At 64.6% G+C, this 17,219-nt stretch carries 17 protein-coding genes and 1 pseudogene; 4 read left to right on the top strand and 14 right to left on the bottom strand.

The window, feature by feature from the left end:
* Positions 1 to 1,152, top strand: a 1,152-nt coding sequence (locus tag RTQ46_RS22590) for a cbb3-type cytochrome c oxidase subunit I (protein ID WP_312439834.1), incomplete at its 5' end; no start/stop codon positions are given.
* Complete coding sequence (locus RTQ46_RS22585) at positions 1,152 to 1,964, top strand: c-type cytochrome (protein ID WP_312439833.1); 813 nt, start codon at positions 1,152 to 1,154, stop codon at positions 1,962 to 1,964. The genes RTQ46_RS22590 and RTQ46_RS22585, both read left to right, overlap by 1 nt.
* On the opposite strand, the gene RTQ46_RS22580 is transcribed toward RTQ46_RS22585, so the two are convergent.
* From RTQ46_RS22580 to RTQ46_RS22515, 14 genes are all read right to left on the bottom strand, one after another.
* Complete coding sequence (locus RTQ46_RS22580; protein ID WP_312439832.1) at positions 1,958 to 2,575, bottom strand: LysE family translocator; 618 nt, start codon at positions 2,573 to 2,575, stop codon at positions 1,958 to 1,960. The genes RTQ46_RS22585 and RTQ46_RS22580 overlap by 7 nt on opposite strands.
* Positions 2,576 to 2,652: 77 nt before the next feature.
* Positions 2,653 to 3,438, bottom strand: coding sequence for an AraC family transcriptional regulator (locus RTQ46_RS22575; RefSeq protein ID WP_312439831.1), 786 nt, complete (start codon positions 3,436 to 3,438; stop codon positions 2,653 to 2,655).
* Positions 3,439 to 3,440: 2 nt separating this feature from the next.
* On the bottom strand, positions 3,441 to 4,904 hold the full coding sequence (gene rng / locus RTQ46_RS22570; RefSeq protein WP_312439830.1) for a ribonuclease G: 1,464 nt from the start codon (positions 4,902 to 4,904) through the stop codon (positions 3,441 to 3,443).
* Positions 4,905 to 4,947: 43 nt separating this feature from the next.
* Positions 4,948 to 5,568, bottom strand: a complete 621-nt coding sequence (locus RTQ46_RS22565) for a Maf family protein (protein WP_312439829.1) — start codon at positions 5,566 to 5,568, stop codon at positions 4,948 to 4,950.
* Positions 5,569 to 5,583: 15 nt separating this feature from the next.
* Positions 5,584 to 6,054 (bottom strand): 23S rRNA (pseudouridine(1915)-N(3))-methyltransferase RlmH, encoded by a 471-nt coding sequence (rlmH, locus tag RTQ46_RS22560; RefSeq protein WP_312439828.1) that lies wholly within the window; start codon positions 6,052 to 6,054, stop codon positions 5,584 to 5,586.
* Positions 6,055 to 6,060: 6 nt separating this feature from the next.
* Entirely contained in the window at positions 6,061 to 6,753 is a 693-nt protein-coding gene (gene rsfS, locus RTQ46_RS22555; protein WP_312439827.1) for a ribosome silencing factor, read from the bottom strand.
* Positions 6,754 to 7,437, bottom strand: a complete 684-nt coding sequence (locus tag RTQ46_RS22550; protein ID WP_312439826.1) for a nicotinate-nucleotide adenylyltransferase — start codon at positions 7,435 to 7,437, stop codon at positions 6,754 to 6,756.
* On the bottom strand, positions 7,434 to 8,348 hold the full coding sequence (hemF, locus tag RTQ46_RS22545) for an oxygen-dependent coproporphyrinogen oxidase (protein WP_312439825.1): 915 nt from the start codon (positions 8,346 to 8,348) through the stop codon (positions 7,434 to 7,436). Before hemF ends, RTQ46_RS22550 begins: the two co-directional genes overlap by 4 nt.
* Positions 8,349 to 8,449: 101 nt before the next feature.
* On the bottom strand, positions 8,450 to 9,253 hold the full coding sequence (locus RTQ46_RS22540; RefSeq protein ID WP_312439824.1) for a hypothetical protein: 804 nt from the start codon (positions 9,251 to 9,253) through the stop codon (positions 8,450 to 8,452).
* Positions 9,250 to 9,897 carry a hypothetical protein gene (locus RTQ46_RS22535; RefSeq protein WP_312439823.1) on the bottom strand — a complete coding sequence of 216 codons (648 nt, stop codon included), beginning with the start codon at positions 9,895 to 9,897 and terminating at the stop codon, positions 9,250 to 9,252. The genes RTQ46_RS22540 and RTQ46_RS22535 overlap by 4 nt, the downstream gene beginning before the upstream one ends.
* Positions 9,898 to 9,901: 4 nt before the next feature.
* Complete coding sequence (locus RTQ46_RS22530; RefSeq protein WP_312439822.1) at positions 9,902 to 11,182, bottom strand: hypothetical protein; 1,281 nt, start codon at positions 11,180 to 11,182, stop codon at positions 9,902 to 9,904.
* 58 nt (positions 11,183 to 11,240) lie between these two features.
* A complete protein-coding gene (locus RTQ46_RS22525) occupies positions 11,241 to 11,987 on the bottom strand; it encodes a hypothetical protein (protein ID WP_312439821.1) in 747 nt (248 codons plus the stop codon).
* An 86-nt stretch (positions 11,988 to 12,073) separates the two neighbouring features.
* On the bottom strand, positions 12,074 to 13,342 hold the full coding sequence (purD, locus tag RTQ46_RS22520) for a phosphoribosylamine--glycine ligase (RefSeq protein WP_312439820.1): 1,269 nt from the start codon (positions 13,340 to 13,342) through the stop codon (positions 12,074 to 12,076).
* A 61-nt stretch (positions 13,343 to 13,403) separates the two neighbouring features.
* On the bottom strand, positions 13,404 to 14,129 hold the full coding sequence (locus tag RTQ46_RS22515; RefSeq protein ID WP_312439819.1) for a YebC/PmpR family DNA-binding transcriptional regulator: 726 nt from the start codon (positions 14,127 to 14,129) through the stop codon (positions 13,404 to 13,406).
* A gap of 144 nt (positions 14,130 to 14,273) precedes the next feature.
* Between RTQ46_RS22515 and RTQ46_RS22510 the strand changes: the two genes are divergently transcribed.
* Both RTQ46_RS22510 and RTQ46_RS22505 read left to right on the top strand, forming a co-directional pair.
* Complete coding sequence (locus tag RTQ46_RS22510) at positions 14,274 to 16,757, top strand: alkaline phosphatase D family protein (protein WP_312439818.1); 2,484 nt, start codon at positions 14,274 to 14,276, stop codon at positions 16,755 to 16,757.
* A gap of 144 nt (positions 16,758 to 16,901) precedes the next feature.
* Positions 16,902 to 17,219 (top strand): annotated as a pseudogene (locus RTQ46_RS22505) (EamA/RhaT family transporter); the annotation flags it as partial.

Raw genomic sequence — 17,219 nt, 5'->3', positions numbered from 1 at the left:
CCGGGCGCCACCATGCCGCTGGCCATGTTCGGCAACGTGGCCGGCGCCTATCTGTGGGCCTGGACCTCGGTTGGCGCGGCGGTGGAGATCCTGGTGCTGATCCTGCCTGCCGCGCTGGGCTTTACCGACACCATCAACGTCGGCCTGGCGCGCGTGCTGTTTTCCTGGACGCTGCATGCCATCGTCTATTTCTGGCTGATGCCCGCGTATATCGCATTCTATACGCTGTTCCCGCGCGCGATCGGCGGGCGGCTGTACAGCGACACCATGGGCCGCGTGGCATTTGCGCTGTTCCTCGTGTTCTCGATGCCGATCGGCATCCACCACCTGTTCGCCGACCCCCAGGTCGGCGCCGGCTTCAAGTTCGTGCATGCGGCGATGACGGCGATGGTCTCGATTCCGACCCTGCTCACGGTGTTCACTATCGTCGCCTCGGCCGAAATCGTGGGCCGGCTGCGCGGCGGCAAGGGGCCGGTCGGCTGGGTGAAAGCGCTGCCGTGGTCCAATCCGTGGATGCTGGCCGTCACGCTGGCTTTCATCATGCTCGGTTTTGGCGGCGCGGGCGGCATCATCAACATGAGCTACCAGCTCAATGAATCGATTCACAACACGCAATGGGTAACGGGCCACTTCCACCTGATCTTTGCCGGCGCCATCGTCATCATGTACTTCATGGTGGCGTATGAACTGTGGCCGCAGCTGCGCGCCTGCCAGCCGCTGTCGCCGCGCCTGGTCAAGGCGCAGCTGTGGAGCTGGTTCATCGGCATGATGATCCTCACCATGCCGTGGCACCTGGTGGGCTTGCTCGGTGCGCCGCGCCGCATGGCCTATTACGACTACACGCATCCGCTACTGGCGCCGCAGGCCATCACGGTCAGCATGTCCACCTTGGGCGGACTGATACTGGTCATCTCGGCGGCACTGTTCATCTACATCCTGGCCACGCCAAAACGCCAGGATGCGCCGGCGGCGCCGTTTGCCTTCAGCCAGGCCGTCCATCCGAACGCCAGGGTGCCGGCTGCCCTCAATGGCTTTGCGCTGTGGGTGGCGATGATGATCGCGCTCACCGTCGTCAACTATGGCTACCCCATTTTGCAGCTGGCGATCACGCCTGACGCCAGCGTTCCGATAGTGCCGATAGGAGCGCGATAATGCGAGAACACGGCTTCTTTTCCCGAGCAAACCGCATCGGCTGGGTCAGCACCGTTGGCCTGCTCGTGCTGACATTGATGGCGGTGCTGGTCGCCTTTGCCTGGCTGCCGTCGGCTCAGGCCGACTTCCGCGCGCAGGGATTATGGGACAGCATCTGCCGCGCCGCCGGCGTGCCGGCCAGATGGCTCGATGGCAGCCCGCGCAAGGATAATGCCGACGTGGTTGCGACCAACGTGGTATTGCTGCCGGCAATGGCAAAACCCGCATCCTCGGCCTCGGTCGGACGCGGCGCCACGCTGGCGCTGAACTGCACCATGTGCCACGGCGCGCTGGGCCTGAGCCGCTCGGACGCGCCGAACCTGGCGGGCCAGTATCCGGAAGTGATCCGCAAGCAGATGCTCGATTACCGGAGCGGCAAGCGCGCCAGCGCCATCATGGCCGCGCTGGCGCGCAACCTGACCGAAGAGAATATTGCCGACCTGGCGGCCTACTACGCCAGCCTGCCGAAAGCGCGCACGGCCCCGACTACCTACGACGAAGCGCTGCCGGCGCTGGTACGCGTGGGCGACCCGATGCGCAATATCGCTCCCTGCATCTCGTGCCACGGCGGCGTCGACCAGAAACTGGGCGCACCGTGGCTCGAAGGCATGCCGAAACCCTACCTGGTGCAGCAGCTGGAAGACTTCCGGCACGGCCGGCGCAAGAACGACGGCCAGCAGCAGATGCGCAACGTGGCGCGGCCGATGACGGATGCGGAAATCGACAGCGTGGCCAGCTTCTACGCAAGAAAGGCGCTGCCCGAGCATCACTGATGCACCACGTTGGCCAGCAGCGCGACTGACAGCACGATCAGCATCGCGCCCGACAGCCGTTCGAGCAGCGGCAGCGCGCGCGCAAAGCGCTGGCGCAGGGCGGCGCTGCCGATCGCCAGCGCCACCGCCATATCCCACGCCAGCACGGCCAGCACCATCCACGCGCCATATGCCGTCATCGCACCGGTGCTCGTCTGCCGGCTGGCCAGCACGGTTGCCAGGCTGACATAAAACAGCGCATTCTTCGGATTTAATATCGCCGACACAAAGCCCATCGCCAGGCCACTACGCCAGTGCGCCTTGCCGGTGTCAGGCGTTGCATCGAGGCTGCTTGTGCCCGCGTGGCGCAAAAACAGCCAGCCCAGGTAAAACAGATAAGCACAGCCGGCCAGCTGCACCACCAGAAACGCCGTGCTGCCCGCCCGCAGCACCGACAAGCCGCCAAACGCCGCCACGATAAACACCGCATTGGCCAGCGCAATGCCGATGCACGCGCCGCTGGCGCCGCGCCAGCCATGCGCCAGCGAACTGCGGGCAACGAGAAAGAAATCGGGGCCGGGCGACAGCAGCGCCAGGAAATGGGCGCCGGCGATCAATAGAAAATCCTGCATGACTCGGCTCCGGCAATAGTGAGGAGGCGAGTATGCGGATGCGCCAGCGGCGCGTATTGAAGAAAATTGCGCAGGGATCAGCTGCGGTAGCGTCCCGGCGTAATCCCCGCATGGGCCTTGAACACGCGCTGGAAATGGCTCTGGTCGGCAAAGCCCAGCTCATGCGCCACTTGCGCGAGAGCCGCTCCTGCCTGCAGGCTGCTGCGCGCGCGGTTGATATGGGCATTGAGCTGATACGCATGCGGCGTCATGCCGGTGGCGGCGCGAAAGGCGCGGATCAGCTGATAGCGGCTGATTCCTGCAGCTTGCGCCAGTTGTTGCAGGCTGGCCAGCGGTTGCGTTTGCAGCGCAGCGAGCACGGGCGCCAAGTGCAGCGGTACCGGCTTGCGCGCCGAGGGCAGCGCATCGGCATCGGCATCGGCGCTGGCGCAAGCGCCGAGAAACGCCAGCAGCGCTGCATCCTTCTCTTGGGCACTGCCTGACGAAAACAGCAGCGCATTCATCGCACAGAACTGCGCATACAGCACCGGGCAATCGCGCACCCGCGCCGTGTCGCCATCGAGCGCCGGCGCATGCTCCAGCAGCCACTGCGCATCGAGATGCAGCATCTGGTAGCTCCACGCCATCTCGGGCAGGGGATTGCAGGCATGCACGCAGCCGGCCGGCACCAGCACCAGGCTGCCCGGCGCCAGTCTCACTGCCGCCTTGCCGCAGCCCGTAAACATGCTGCCGCCCGCATCGACGGCGCCGATGGAAAAGGTCGGATGGCTGTGGGGCTTGTAGCAGGCGCGGCTGTGGCAGGCGCGCCTGCTCTCCACATGAGGCAGGGTGGCGTCGCGACAGAAAGAAGGGTGGCTCGCCATGCCTACATCAAAATCACGTCATACTGCTCCTGATGATAGGCATTCTCCACCTGCAGCGATATCTTCTTGCCGATAAAGTCGCCCAGCATCGCCAGGTGCTGCGATTCTTCTTCCAGGAACAGATCGACCACCTCCTGCGACGCCAGGATGCGAAATTCGCGCGGGTTGAACTGTTTTGCTTCCCGCAGCAGTTCGCGCAGGATTTCGTAGCAGATGGTGCGCGAGGTCTTGACTTGGCCCTTGCCGGCGCAGGCGGGGCACGGTTCGCACAGGATATGGGCCAAGGACTCGCGCGTGCGCTTGCGCGTCATTTCGACCAGGCCCAGCGGCGAGAAGTTGCTGACCGAGACCTTGGTGCGGTCGCGCGACAGCGTGCGTTTGAGTTCGGCCAGCACGGCGTTGCGGTGCTCGGCGTTGTCCATGTCGATGAAGTCGAGGATGATGATGCCACCCAGGTTGCGCAGGCGCAGCTGGCGGGCGATGGCGTGCGCCGCTTCCAGGTTGGTCTTGAAGATGGTGTCGGCAAAATTGCGTCCGCCGACAAAGCCGCCCGTGTTGACGTCGATGGTGGTCATCGCTTCGGTCTGGTCGACGATCAGGTAGCCGCCCGATTTGAGGTCGACGCGGCGGCCCAGGGCGCGCAGGATTTCTTCTTCCACGCCGTACAGGTCGAACAGCGGGCGCTCGCCCGTGTAGTGCTGCAAGCGCGTCAGTTCGCTGGGGGTATAGACTTCGGCAAATTCGCGCAGCTTGACATAGTTCTCGCGCGAGTCAACCTGGATGGTGGCCGTTTCGTCGCCGACGAAGTCGCGCAGCACGCGCTGGGCCAGGTTCAGATCCTGGTGCAGCAGGCTGGTGGCGGGGCGCGTGCGGGCGCCGTGGACGATGGTGCTCCAGGTCTTGCGCAAGTAGTCGACATCCGCCTTCAGGTCGGCGTCGGAGGCGTCTTCGGCCATGGTGCGCACGATGTAGCCGCCTTTTTCATCGGTTGGCAGCAGGCTTTGCAGCCGCGTGCGCAGCAGTTCGCGCTCGGATTCCTTTTCGATCTTTTGCGAGATGCCGATATGCTTGTCCTGCGGCAGATACACCAGCATGCGGCCGGCAATCGAGATCTGCGTCGACAGTCGTGCGCCCTTGGTGCCGATCGGGTCCTTGATCACCTGGACCGTCAGCACCTGGCCGTCGAACAGGATTTTTTCAATCGGCGCCGGCGTATTGTTCTGGCCATCGTGGCCGCGCGCTTCCCAGATGTCGGCCACGTGCAGGAATGCCGCGCGTTCCAGGCCGATGTCGATAAAGGCGGACTGCATGCCCGGCAATACCCTGACCACTTTGCCGGAATACACATTGCCGGCCAGGCCGCGCGTGAGCGTGCGCTCGATGTGCAGTTCCTGGACCGCGCCCTGGAGGATGAGGGCGACGCGGGTTTCTTGCGGCGTGATATTGATCAGGATGTCTTCGTTCATGGAGGCGCAAAAGTGGAGGCAACGAACGACATCATACCCCCTATCAGGGCAGGGGCAAACCCGCTTGCCGCAGCAATTGCGCGGTCTCGTACAGGGGCAGGCCCATGATGCCGGAATGGCTGCCTTCGATATGCTCGACGAACAGCGCGGCGCTGCCCTGGATGCCGTAGCCGCCGGCCTTGTCGTACGGTTCCGGCGTGGCGCAGTACGCCGCGATCGAGGCCGCTGACAGCACGCCGAAGCGCACCTGCGAGATCTGCGTGCGCTGTTCCGCGATGCCGTTGCCATGCACGGCGATCGAGGTCAGCACCTGGTGCGTGCGGCCCGACAGCTGCTCCAGCATGGCGATCGCTTCCGCGCGGTCGGCCGGCTTGCCGAGGATCACGCCGTCGATGGTGACGGTGGTGTCGGCCGCCAGCACCGGACGCGCAGGCAGGTGGCGCAGGCGCACCACGTTCAGCGCAAAGGCCGCCTTTTCATTGGCGACGCGCGCCACGTAGTCGAGCGCCGATTCGCCAGGCAGCACTTCTTCGGTGACGTCGGCGCCGCGCGGGCCGTCGCTGCGCAGCAGCAGCAGTTCGAATTCGACCCCGACCTGGCGCAGCAGTTCGCGCCTGCGCGGGCTCTTGGACGCCAGGTAGATCTTGTTGTCAGCCGGTTTCATGGGGGAAGAGAAAAATCAGACGCGGTGGTAGGGATGGTTTTGCGTGATCGACCACGCGCGGTACAGCTGCTCGGCGAGGATCACGCGCACCACGCCGTGCGGCAGGGTCATGCTGGAAATGCGCAGCATGCCTTCGGCCCGTGCTTTCAAAGCGGGGTCGAGGCCATCGGCGCCGCCGATCAGGAAAGCCGTGTCGCGGCCATCCTGCTGCCACGCCATCAACTGCTGGGACAGGCCAACGCTGGTCAGGTCCTTGCCGCGTTCATCGAGGGCGATGATGCGTACGCCCTTGGGCAGGGCGGCTTCGATGCGTTCGCGTTCCAGCGCCATCGCGGTGGCGGCGGTCTTGCTGCCGGAACGCTCGACGGGCTTGATTTCCTTGAGCACGATGCGCAATTCCGGCGGCATGCGCTTCGCGTATTCGGCGAAGCCCGTTTCGATCCAGGCCGGCATTTTATGGCCGACCGCAGCGATGATAAGCTGCATGAACGCTTACTCTTCGACTTTTTTGATACGCTTGATGACGGTTTTCGCCGGTGCTGCATCAGCTGCCGGTTTGGCCGCGCGCGGTGCACGGACTTTTTTCTCCGGCAGCGCTTTGAGGGCCTTGACGGCGGCCGTCTCGGTCTTGGTTGGCGCAACTTTCACGGTCTTGCCGACGGCTTTGGAAGCGACGGCTTTCTTGGCCGGTGCTTTCTTGGCGCCGGTGGTGGCGGCAGCCGCTTTCTTGGCTGGCGCTTTTTTCTCGATCACGGGCGTGGCTTCGACATTGGCCTTGCTTGCTGCCAGGTGGCCGCTGACTTTCTTCGGCTCGTCGCCGGCGGCTTTTTTCGGCGCGCGTTTGGCGGCGCCCAGCTTGACCGGCTTGTCGCCCCAGATTTCTTCCAGGCGGTAGTAGGCGCGGATCGGTGCCTGCATGATGTGGACGATCATGTCGCCCAGGTCAACCAGTACCCATTCGCCGGTGTCTTCACCTTCCATGCCGACGATTTCGCCGCCGGCTTCCTTGACCTTGTCGCGTACCGAAGCGGCCAGCGCCTTGGTCTGGCGGTTCGAAGTGCCGGAAACGATGGCGATGCGGTCGAACAGGCTGGTCAGGTGAACCGTGTCGAATACGGCGATGTCTTGGCCTTTGACGTCTTCCAGGGCGTCAACGACGAGGGTTTGCAGTTTTTTGATGTCCATTTAGCTTTTGTATAAATTGTGTTGTTCAATATAGTCTAGCACTAGCGGGGAAACAAGCTCGTTTGCCGGAAACCCCCGTTGTAATGCCGCACGTATTTCGGTGGCGGAGATATCCACCGCGAAGTCCTGTGCCAGATAAGTCAGACCGTGCGGCGTGTTGCGGATGCTGCTGAGCGTGCCCAGGCGGCGCGTGAATTCCTGCGCTACTGCCTGCGGCATCGCCGCGCCATGGAGCGCGAAGCCGGGGCGGGCCGCGACGCAGATATGGGCGTATTCAAATAATTGCTGCCATTCGCGCCAGGTGTCGAGCCGCTGCAGCTGGTCGGCGCCCATCAGGAACACGATGGATGCCGTCGGCCCCAGTTCGGCGCGCACCTGGCGCAGGGTATCGATGGTGTAGCTGGGCTGGCCCTGTTCGCTGCGTTCGATTTCCTGCAGGTCGATCATCACCGGCAGCGGCAGGCTTGAGAACGCCAGCCGGGTCATCTCGGCGCGCTGTTCGCAGGTGGCGCCCAGGCGCCCTTTTTGCCACGGCGCGCCGGCGGGGATCACGCGCAGTGTATCGGCCTGCAGCAAGCGGGAAAAGTACGATCCCAGCGAGACATGGCCCGTATGCACCGGATCGTAACTGCCGCCCAGCAGAGCCACGCATGCCGTACTGCCCGCCGTACTTGCTTGCGTCACGCCTGCAGCCAGTCGCGATGCACGAGGAAGTCAAGGTACAGCGCCGCTTCCGGGCTGCCCTCGGCCGGATGCCAGTCATAGCGCCATTTGACGATCGGCGGCATCGACATCAGGATCGCTTCGGTGCGCCCGCCCGACTGCAGGCCGAAGTGCGTGCCGCGGTCGAACACCAGGTTGAACTCGACATAGCGGCCGCGCCGGTAGGCCTGGAAGTCGCGTTCGCGCTCGCCATACGGCGTATCCTTGCGGCGCGCCAGGATCGGCACATAGGCGTCGATGAATGCGTCGCCGGCGCTGCGCATCATGGCGAAGCTGTCGTCGAAACCGAGCGCGTTGAAGTCGTCAAAAAAGATGCCGCCCACGCCGCGCGGTTCCTTGCGGTGCTTCAGGTAAAAATACTCGTCGCACCAGGCCTTGAACTTCGGATGCAGCTCGCTGCCAAACGGCGCAATCGCATCGTGGCACACCTGATGGAAGTGTCTGACGTCCTCCACGTTGCCGTAATACGGCGTCAGGTCCATGCCGCCGCCGAACCACCACACCGGTTCATTGTCGGCGTTGACCGTGCTGAAAAAACGCACGTTCATGTGCACCGTCGGCGCGTAGGGATTGCGCGGATGGAGCACCAGCGATACGCCCATCGCTTCCCACGGCTTGCCACCGAGTTCGGGGCGCGCGGCAGCCGCCGATGGCGGCAATTGCGCGCCGGTGACGTGCGAAAAATTCACGCCGCCGCGCTCGAACACATTGCCTTCCTCGATCAGGCGCGAAATGCCGCCGCCGCCTTCCGGGCGCTGCCAGCTGTCGGTCAGGAACGGCTTGCCGTCCTGCGCTTCGAGCGCCTGCACGATACGGCTTTGCAAATCGAGCAAATAGGCTTTGACAGCCGAAGAGGAGGGAGTGGACGACATCGCGTGGGCCGACGAGGCCGAAATAAAAAAGTGAGGACGGATTGTACCCTGTAACAGATTTTTGTGATAGCAAAACCGGCGATGCTGTTGCCGGCCAGGCTTTACCGAGGCGGCTTGTCCTGTATCACCTGCACCTCGAACGGGGGCGCCTCCGCGCCTGGCTGGCGGGCGTCCTCCACCATGCCGGCCGCGCGCTGCTGCAGGTCCGTGCGTTCGGCCGTGCCGGCCGGCTGCGCCAGCGGCGCCACGGGCGCTGGCTGCTCGCGCCTGAACCATGCGCGCCCCGCAAACGTCAGCATCGTCAGTATCGCCAGCAGCAGCACCGCGGCCATGATGGTGGAAGGACGCGGGCGGGGTCGGCCCAATCGGGCTGGCGGCTTGCCGGCGGCGTCGACGATGATGCGCGCCAGTTGCGAGCCGTCCGCGCGCGTGCGCGCCTGCAGCGCCTTGTACTGCAGCGGCGACACCGTGCCCTGTTTCAGCATATGGCGCAAGGCCGCGACGGGCGTGGCGGCCAGGTGGTCGTCCGGCAGGCTGTCGTGGGCGGCGTCGCGCTGGAACTGGTTGATCAGGTTCTCGCGGTACAGCGCATCGACCGCTTCGCGGTTCACCTGCCGCAGTGCGGCGCTGGCCAGTTGCCGGCGTGGTTTATCGGCGGGCAGCTTGTGCAGCATCCTGAAAAAACGCTCCTCGGGCACCAGTTCGGCGCTCAGCAGCCAGGCCAGCGTCCCGACCTGGTCGGCATTCATTGCCAGTTCCGGCACATCGATGTCTTCGGCCGCATTGTGCGCGCGCTGGATCTCGATGATCTGCAGCTCGCCCAGCGTGTCGTCGTATTCGTCGCTGGTGATCAGCTCCAGCTGCCGCAGTTCGCCGAGCGGCTTGAGGCGCGGATCGCTGCTCATGGCCGCACGCTGCCGGTAACAAAACCGTAAAGCACCGACATCACCACGATCATGCCCAGCACGATCAGCGCGCCTTTCCAGGCCGGCGGGCGCTTGTACGGGATGCGGTCATGGCCGTGCCGCAGCCGGGACGCTTGCATGATCTCGCGTGCCAGTTCGCTGCCGTGCGCACGCACACGCACCTCCAGCGCCTCGAACTGCTGCGTGGACAGGATGCCGCTGACCACCAGCCAGCGCATGGCGATCCAGGGGGAATACAGGATGCGGTCGCCCGGCACCGCCGCGTGCGCGGCATCGCGCTGGAACTGGTCCAGCAGATCGAGCTCGTACAAGGCGTCGACCTCGCGCCGGTTGTAGTGCCGCACGCCGTCGGCCAGCAGCGTCTGCTGTCCGGGGGGCAGCGCGGGCATGCGCTGGTCGAGGTCATTTTTCGGCAGCAGATCGGTCAGCAGCAGCCAGCCCAGGGTGTCGACCAGGCCGGCGTCCTGCGCCAGTTCCGGCATGTCGATGTCGTCTTCGGACGGATGCCGGCGTTCGTACGCGGCCACGTCGCGTTCCGCGTTGGCGTCGTCCAGTTCCTGCGCGCTGATCAGGCCCAGCTGGTGCAGCTGCTGCAGCGAGGCGTGTGGTGGTTCGGTATGCATGGCCTTACTCTTTCAATTGCGCCTGGCGCAGTTCGCCGGCAAATTGCGGCGTCACCGACCAGCCATTGCCGGCGGCGTCGCGTTGGAACGTGAAATCGCCTTCCTGCATGACCGACGAGCCGCCAGTGAGCATGCTCAGCAAGACGTCATTGCGTTCGATTAGCAGGCGGCAGGAGTAGACGCCGGGCGAGAGTTCGCGGCACGGCGCCAGCGGCTCGATTTCGGCGATTTCGCGGCGCCGTTCCGCTGACTGCGTCAGCGAAAACGCTGGCCGTGGTTGCGGCATGATGCGCGCGCCATCCATGCCGGCGCGGAATGCTTTTTCCAGCGCCTCGCGCCCCAGCGGCTTGGCCTGCTGGGCGAATTCGCCATCCTTGATCGTGCCAAAGCGCGCCTTGACCAGCAGCGGCTGCGCGCCGGTATAGGCGATGCGATTGCCGCTGCCGCTGTCATCGCGGGCGACCGTGTAGGCGAAGTCCATTTTTTCGCCATCCTGTTCCACCGTCGCCAGGCAGCCACGTATCTTGTGCGAGGAGGCGTAACCGGCTTCTTTCACATCGTGCAGGCTCATTCTTGACGGATTCTCCAGCCTGGCCGAATTGAGCATGCGCGTCACCGCCGACTGCGTATCGGCGGCCTCGCAGGCGGGAACGGAATTGCCGCTGACGACATACCAGACCATGCCGGCCAGCGCCAGTGGCGCGATGATCAGCCAGGCCAGGCGCGAGCCTGGAAACAGGCCTTCGAGGATCACGCCGCGCACGTCCTTCTTGTGTTTTTTCACGCGCGCCATGGTGTGCTCGACGATGCGCCTGGCCTCGTCGCTGCCGCCGGCGCGCACGCGCTGCGTGATCATTGTCAACTGCGCGCGCGGCAGCACGCCCGAATACACCATCCAGGTCAGCGCCTCGCCTGGCGTGGGCAGCAGCACATTGCCGGGCAGGTGATCCAGCGCGAACTGGTACTGCTGCTGCGTAAGCACCGCCTCGTCGCGCAGCACATCGAGCGACTCCAGATTCAAGGTCGCCACCAACTGGTTCAGGATGGCCAAACGCTGTTCCAGTTCCGCGCCGCTGTAGTTGCGCAGCACGCTTTGCGACAGGCTCATCAGGTCATCCGAGGTGACGATCTGGCGCCGGTACAACCACATCAAGGCATCGGCCAGTGGTGTGTTCGCGGCCAGTTGCGGCAAGTCGGCATGCGCCAGCGCCTGCTCGCGCTGCCGGCGCGTGAGCAGTTTCAAGGCATGCAGCGTGTCGATTGAGGTCAGTGTGTCGTTTGTCATCGGAACCAGATTGATCGGGATGGCAAACCTTACAATAAAACCGTATTTCCACTACGCACTATTGACCGCGCGCCTGCTGCAGCTCTTCCGCAAATTGCGGTGTCACCGACCAGCCCTTGCCGCCAGTAACGCGCTGGAAGGTGAAGTCGCCCTGCTGCAGCACCGACCAGGCCAGCACTGTCGTGCCCACAGGGGACGCCAGGTCATTACGGGCCAGCAGCAGGCGGCAGGAAACTTCGCCGGGCGCGACCTCCTTGCATGGACCCAGCGGTTCGATATCGCCAATTTCGCGGTAGTGCTGCGGTGACAGCAGCGCGGCAAGATCGGGATGGAACAGCGGCTTGCCGCGCAGGGCGTCCATGCCGGCCAACATTGCGGTCAGCAAGGCCTCCCGCCCGACGGGCTGGCCCTGCGCGGCAAAGCCGCCATGCCAGGCGAGGTGGCCAAAACGCGCTTGCACGATGCCCGCATGCGCGTGGTCGTATTCCAGGCGGCTTCTGCGGCGGCCTTCCACGCGGGTAATGGTCCAGCCGAATTGCATCGGCTTGCCGTTCTGGCTGACGGTGGCCAGGCAGCCACGGGTTTTTTGCGACCAGGAATAGCCGGCCTGCCTGATGTTGTCCAGGATGAATTTGCCGTCGCTGACCGAGGCCACGGTTTCCCTGGCGTCACAGCGCGGTACGGCATAGCTGCTGAACCAGTACCAGGCCAGGCCGGCAAGCAGCACGGCGGCCAGCGTCAGCCAGCTCCAGGGGCTGATCGGCGCATTGTGGTCGGGCGTGGCAAGGCCGGTGGGGATGGTCATGGCGGAAGGGGGCGTGACAGTCAAAAGGGAAACGGGCCGGGGCGGATGCATCCGCGCCGGCCCGCCGTCTGGTCGCTAGTCGACGATCAGTGTTTCAAACCGCGCCAGCCGATATCGCGGCGGTACTGCGCGCCGTCGAAATGGATTTTTTCCACGGTTTCATACGCCTGCTTCTGCGCCATCCTGACGCTGTCGCCCAGGCCGACCACGCACAGCACGCGCCCGCCATTGGTCACCAGGCGCTCGCCCTCGATGCGGGTGCCCGCATGGAAGGTCACCGAGTCATGCGTTTCGGCAGGGATGTCGCCAATCGGCGTGCCCTTGACCGGATCGTCCGGGTAGCCGGCGGCGGCCATCACCACGCCCACTGCCGTGCGGCGGTCCCATTCCAGCTCCACCGTGTCGAGCGTGCCGTTGACGGCGTGTTCCATCACGGTGACCAGGTCCGTTTTCAGGCGCGCCATGATGGGCTGGGTTTCCGGGTCGCCCATGCGGCAGTTGAATTCGAGGGTCTTGGGCGTGCCCTTGTCGTCGATCATCAGGCCGGCGTACAAAAAGCCCGTGAAGGTGATGCCGTCTTTCGCCATGCCGGTAATCGTCGGCACGATGATCTCGCGCATCACGCGCGCATGCATGGCCGGCGTGACGATCGGCGCCGGCGAATAGGCGCCCATGCCGCCCGTGTTCGGGCCCTGGTCGTGGTCTTTCAGGCGCTTGTGGTCCTGGCTGGTGGCCAGCGGCAGGATGTTCTTGCCGTCGCACATGACGATAAAGCTGGCTTCTTCGCCAGCCAGGAATTCTTCGATCACGATGCGCGCGCCGGCGTCGCCGAACTGGTTATCCGCCAGCATATTGTCGACCGCCTGGTGCGCTTCTTCCAGGGTCAATGCCACCACCACGCCCTTGCCGGCAGCCAGGCCGTCGGCCTTGATGACGATCGGTGCGCCCATGCTGTCGATATAGGCGTGCGCCGGCGCCACTGCCGAAAACGTCTGGTAGGCGGCGGTCGGGATGCCGTGGCGCTGCATGAAGGCCTTGGCGAAATCCTTGGAAGACTCCAGCTGCGCCGCTTCCTTCGTCGGGCCGAAGATCTTCAGGCCGCGCGAGCGGAACAGGTTGACGATGCCGGCGGCCAGCGGCACTTCCGGTCCGACCACGGTCAGGCTGATATGTTCCTGCTGAACGAAATCGGCCAGCAATTGCGGGTCGCTGATGTCGAGATTGACCAGGCGCGCATCGCGCGCGGTGCCGCCGTTGCCCGGAGCGACATACACCATCTGTATGCGTTCGGACTGGGCCAGTTTCCAGGCCAGGGCGTGTTCGCGGCCGCCAGAGCCGACTACCAGAATTTTCATAGGGACCGTTCGTTCAGTGTGGGGTTGCAGGGCGGAGGAAACCGCCCTTGAGTGCGTGTATTTAATTCTCGATCAGGGCGTTGGTGAAGACTTCCTGCACGTCGTCGAGCAGCTCCAGCGCATCGATCAGCTTCTGCATCTTGACCGCATCGTCGCCCGAGTACACGGTTTCGGTGGCCGGTTTCATGATGACTTCGGCCACTTCAGCCTTGAAGCCGGCCGCTTCCAGCGCTTCCTTGACGGCGGCGAAATCGTGCACCGGGGTCACCACTTCGAAGCCGCCTTCTTCATCGGCGATCACGTCGTCGGCGCCCGCTTCCAGCGCCGCTTCCATCAGCTTGTCTTCGTCGGTGCCCGGCGCAAACAGCAGCTGGCCGCAATGCTGGAACATGAAGGCGACCGAGCCTTCATTGCCCATGTTGCCGCCGTTCTTGTTGAAGGCGTTGCGTACTTCGGCCACCGTGCGCACCTTGTTGTCGGTCATGCATTCGACGATGACGGCCGCGCCGCCCACGCCGTAGCCTTCGTAGCGCACTTCTTCGTAGTTGGCGCCGTCGACGCCGCCGCTGCCGCGGTTGATCGCGCGCTGCACGTTATCTTTCGGCATATTGGCGTCGGCCGCCTTGTCCACCGCCAGGCGCAAGCGCGGATTGGTGATGGCGTCGGCGCCGCCCATGCGGGCTGCGACCGTGATTTCCTTGATCAGGCGCGTCCAGATTTTGCCGCGCTTGGCATCCGTGGCAGCCTTTTTATGCTTGATGTTGGCCCATTTGCTATGTCCTGCCATGTCGAATCTTCCTTAGACGGGTGTTCAATTGTGGCCGACATTTTAGCATAGTGGCACCTTGCGCCGCCGCCAGCCCCGGTCATGAAGCCGACATATTGTGTTGCTAAAGTGACGCGCTTTCGGGTTACTTTGGGGAAGAAAATCATGGCAAGTCAGATCAACAGGCGTCAATTCCTGAAACTGGGCGGCTTTATCACCGTTTCCGTGGCCACCGCCGGGCTGACCGCCTGCGGCAGCAGTGACTACAGCGATGCCGGCGTGCCGCTCGCCAGCGGCAGCGACTGGAAGTTCCCGCAGAGCGTGGCCTCCGGCGATCCGCGCCCGGACAGCGCCATGCTGTGGACGCGCGTGGTACCCGCCAGCCTGGACGCGGTGGCGCCGGCGCCAGCCTTCGCTGGCGAAGTGGCGGTGCGCCTGATCGTCAGCGCCACCGACAATACGGCCTCGCTGGGCAGCAACAAGGCTTTGACGGGCACCACTATCGTCGACGCCAAGCTGCCCCTGAAGAGCGACTTCGACAACACCCTGCGCCACAAGGTCACCGGCCTGCAGCCGGGCCAGACGTATTTCTACCAGTTCATCGCCGGCGACGTGCGCTCGAACGTGGGCCGCTTCAGGACGGCGCCGGCCGCCAGCGCCGATGTGGCGCAGCTGCAGTTTGCCTACCTGACCTGCCAGGACTGGAGCATCAACCACTGGGGCGCGCTCGGCCATATCGCCGCCAACGAGTCGCTCGACTTTATCGTCCACCTGGGCGACTACATCTACGAAACAGTCGGCGAAGCGTTCCAGAGCGGCGCCGTGGAAAGCCGCCACGACCAGCTGAAACTGCCGGACGGCACGTACAAGAACGGCAGCAGCGGCGCCAAATACGCCACCACCACCGCCGACTACCGCTACCTGTACAAGAAATACCGCACCGATAGCCGCCTGCAGGCCGTGCACGAGCGCTTTGCCTTTATCGCCGTGTGGGACGACCACGAATTCACCGACGACGCCTGGCAGGATGCGTCCACCTATGAGGGCATCGTGGCGGCCGACGGCAGCGACCTGCACCAGCCGGCTCGCCGGCGCAGCGCCAACCAGGCCTGGTTCGAATACATGCCGGCCGACGTCACGTTCGACGCGAGCGCGACGACGTTCCAGAATATCCAGATCTACCGTGACTTCCAGTTCGGCAAGCTGATGCAGCTCATCATGACGGACGAGCGCCTGTACCGCGCCGACCATGCGATTCCCGAAGCGTCGCTCAATCCCGCCACCGGCAAGGCGCTGGGCAGCGTCGGCAGCCGCTACCTGGTGCCGCAGCAGCTGTTCGACAGCGTGGAAGCGCAGAAGATGGCGGCTGCGACGAAAGCCGGCGCCGACGCCCTGGGCGCGGTTGGCATGCTGGGCGCCACCCAGCGCGAATGGTGGAAGACCAGAATGAAAGCGGCCACCTCGACCTGGAAGCTGTGGGGCAATGAAGTCTCGCTGCTGCGCATGGGGTTGAATGGCGTCGATGCGATCGCCACGCTGGTTGCGCTGAGTGCCATGTCGAACGTGGGTGCGGCGATCGCTTCGACCTTGCCGCTGGTCGGCGGCAGCGTGCCATTGGCGTGCGCCATCGTGGCCGCATCGACGGCTGGTGCTTCCACATCGGTCGCGCAGGCGGCGGCCATCGCCATTGCCGGCGCCGGCAGCAATGCCACGGCGCAGGGCGCGGCCGCCGCTGGCGCGGGCCTCTCCGCCGCGCAGGCCGGCATCACCGTGGCGGCGTTCAACAGCGGCTCGCCGACGGCCGCCGCGCAGGTGATCGCATTTGGCTGGATCAAGCCCGATGTGCAGGCCAGGCAGGCGGAATCGACCTTCGTGAAAAACTCCGGCAAAGCCGCCTCGCTGGCGCCGTTCTTTACCCGCTTCCTGCTCAACTGCGACCAGTGGGATGGCTACAACAGCGAGCGCAAGGCGCTGATGGCGCATTTGAAAACCAATGCGATTGGCAATGTGGTGGCGCTGACGGGCGATATCCACGCGTTCTTTGCCGGCACCGTCAGTGACGATTTCGATGCAAGCGGCGGCGGCACGCCGGTAATGGTGGACCTGGTATCGGCCGGCATCAGCTCCGATTCCTTCTTCAGCTACCTCAAATCGGCGGCCGCTGCGCTGGGCGATATCGGCACGCTGGTCAGCTATCCGCTGGCCATTCCCGTGCCCGGCGTCGGCACCGTCAACCTCGATATCAACCTGCTCGACTACACCATGGGCAAGGCGGCGCCGACGGTGGACAGCCTGCTGGAACAGCTGCGCGTGCAGCTGCGCGGCGCCTTGGCGGCCAAGGGCGTGCCGGAAGCGCAGCTCGACGCCACTGTCACGGCGGTGCAGGCGGGCTTGAAAGCGAGTACGGACTTCAGCGGCACCCTGCTGGGCCTGGCGCAGCAGCTGTCTGGTTTGGGCAATAATCCGTGGATCAAGCACCTGAACACGGATGCGCAGGGCTATACGGTGGTCACGCTCACGCCGGGCAAGCTGGTGGCGCAGTTCAAGCAGGTCAACAAGCTGATCGGCACGGCCGCGCCGGCGAACGTGATTGCGCGGGTGACCACGGCGACCGTCACGGCCGGAACGGCGGCGGTGGTGGTGGCGTAGGCAGGGCAGGTCGGGTTAGCGCTCCGCGCGTAACCGGACAACATTGCTGGCCTGGGCCGGTGGTGGCGTCGGATTGCGGCCTGCGGCCTGATCCGACCTGCCCGACCTACGCGGTCTGCGGGATTTTTGCCTTACAATCTGGTCATGAGCACCAGCCCCGCCGCCCCGTCTTCCATCTCCCGCTCCGTCTACCTCGGTGGCCTGGCCATCGCGGTGGGCGGGGCGGTGCTGTTTTCCACCAAGGCCATCGTTGCCAAGCTGCTGTACCGCTACCAGATCGATGCGGTGACGGTAATCGCCTTCCGCATGATCTTTTCCCTGCCCGTGTTTGCCGTCATTGCCTGCTGGCAGATGCGCACCGAGCCGCCGCTGGCGTGGCGCGACCGCTGGCAGCTGGTGGGTCTCGGCCTGGTCGGTTACTACCTGTCCAGCTACTTCGACTTTCTCGGGCTGCAATATATT

This window comes from Janthinobacterium sp. (genome assembly GCF_031995485.1).
GTDB lineage: Bacteria > Pseudomonadota > Gammaproteobacteria > Burkholderiales > Burkholderiaceae_D > Janthinobacterium.
This window is presented reverse-complemented; position numbering and strand designations above follow the sequence as displayed.

Coding starts and splice junctions, on each gene's coding strand:
- RTQ46_RS22585 (WP_312439833.1), top strand. CDS start 1,152: ATGCGAGAACACGGCTTCTTTTCCCGAGCAAACCGCATCGGCTGGGTC.
- RTQ46_RS22580 (WP_312439832.1), bottom strand. CDS start 2,575: ATGCAGGATTTTCTATTGATCGCCGGCGCCCATTTCCTGGCGCTGCTG.
- RTQ46_RS22575 (WP_312439831.1), bottom strand. CDS start 3,438: ATGGCGAGCCACCCTTCTTTCTGTCGCGACGCCACCCTGCCTCATGTG.
- rng (WP_312439830.1), bottom strand. CDS start 4,904: ATGAACGAAGACATCCTGATCAATATCACGCCGCAAGAAACCCGCGTC.
- RTQ46_RS22565 (WP_312439829.1), bottom strand. CDS start 5,568: ATGAAACCGGCTGACAACAAGATCTACCTGGCGTCCAAGAGCCCGCGC.
- rlmH (WP_312439828.1), bottom strand. CDS start 6,054: ATGCAGCTTATCATCGCTGCGGTCGGCCATAAAATGCCGGCCTGGATC.
- rsfS (WP_312439827.1), bottom strand. CDS start 6,753: ATGGACATCAAAAAACTGCAAACCCTCGTCGTTGACGCCCTGGAAGAC.
- hemF (WP_312439825.1), bottom strand. CDS start 8,348: ATGTCGTCCACTCCCTCCTCTTCGGCTGTCAAAGCCTATTTGCTCGAT.
- RTQ46_RS22540 (WP_312439824.1), bottom strand. CDS start 9,253: ATGAGCAGCGATCCGCGCCTCAAGCCGCTCGGCGAACTGCGGCAGCTG.
- RTQ46_RS22535 (WP_312439823.1), bottom strand. CDS start 9,897: ATGCATACCGAACCACCACACGCCTCGCTGCAGCAGCTGCACCAGCTG.
- RTQ46_RS22530 (WP_312439822.1), bottom strand. CDS start 11,182: ATGACAAACGACACACTGACCTCAATCGACACGCTGCATGCCTTGAAA.
- RTQ46_RS22525 (WP_312439821.1), bottom strand. CDS start 11,987: ATGACCATCCCCACCGGCCTTGCCACGCCCGACCACAATGCGCCGATC.
- purD (WP_312439820.1), bottom strand. CDS start 13,342: ATGAAAATTCTGGTAGTCGGCTCTGGCGGCCGCGAACACGCCCTGGCC.
- RTQ46_RS22515 (WP_312439819.1), bottom strand. CDS start 14,129: ATGGCAGGACATAGCAAATGGGCCAACATCAAGCATAAAAAGGCTGCC.
- RTQ46_RS22510 (WP_312439818.1), top strand. CDS start 14,274: ATGGCAAGTCAGATCAACAGGCGTCAATTCCTGAAACTGGGCGGCTTT.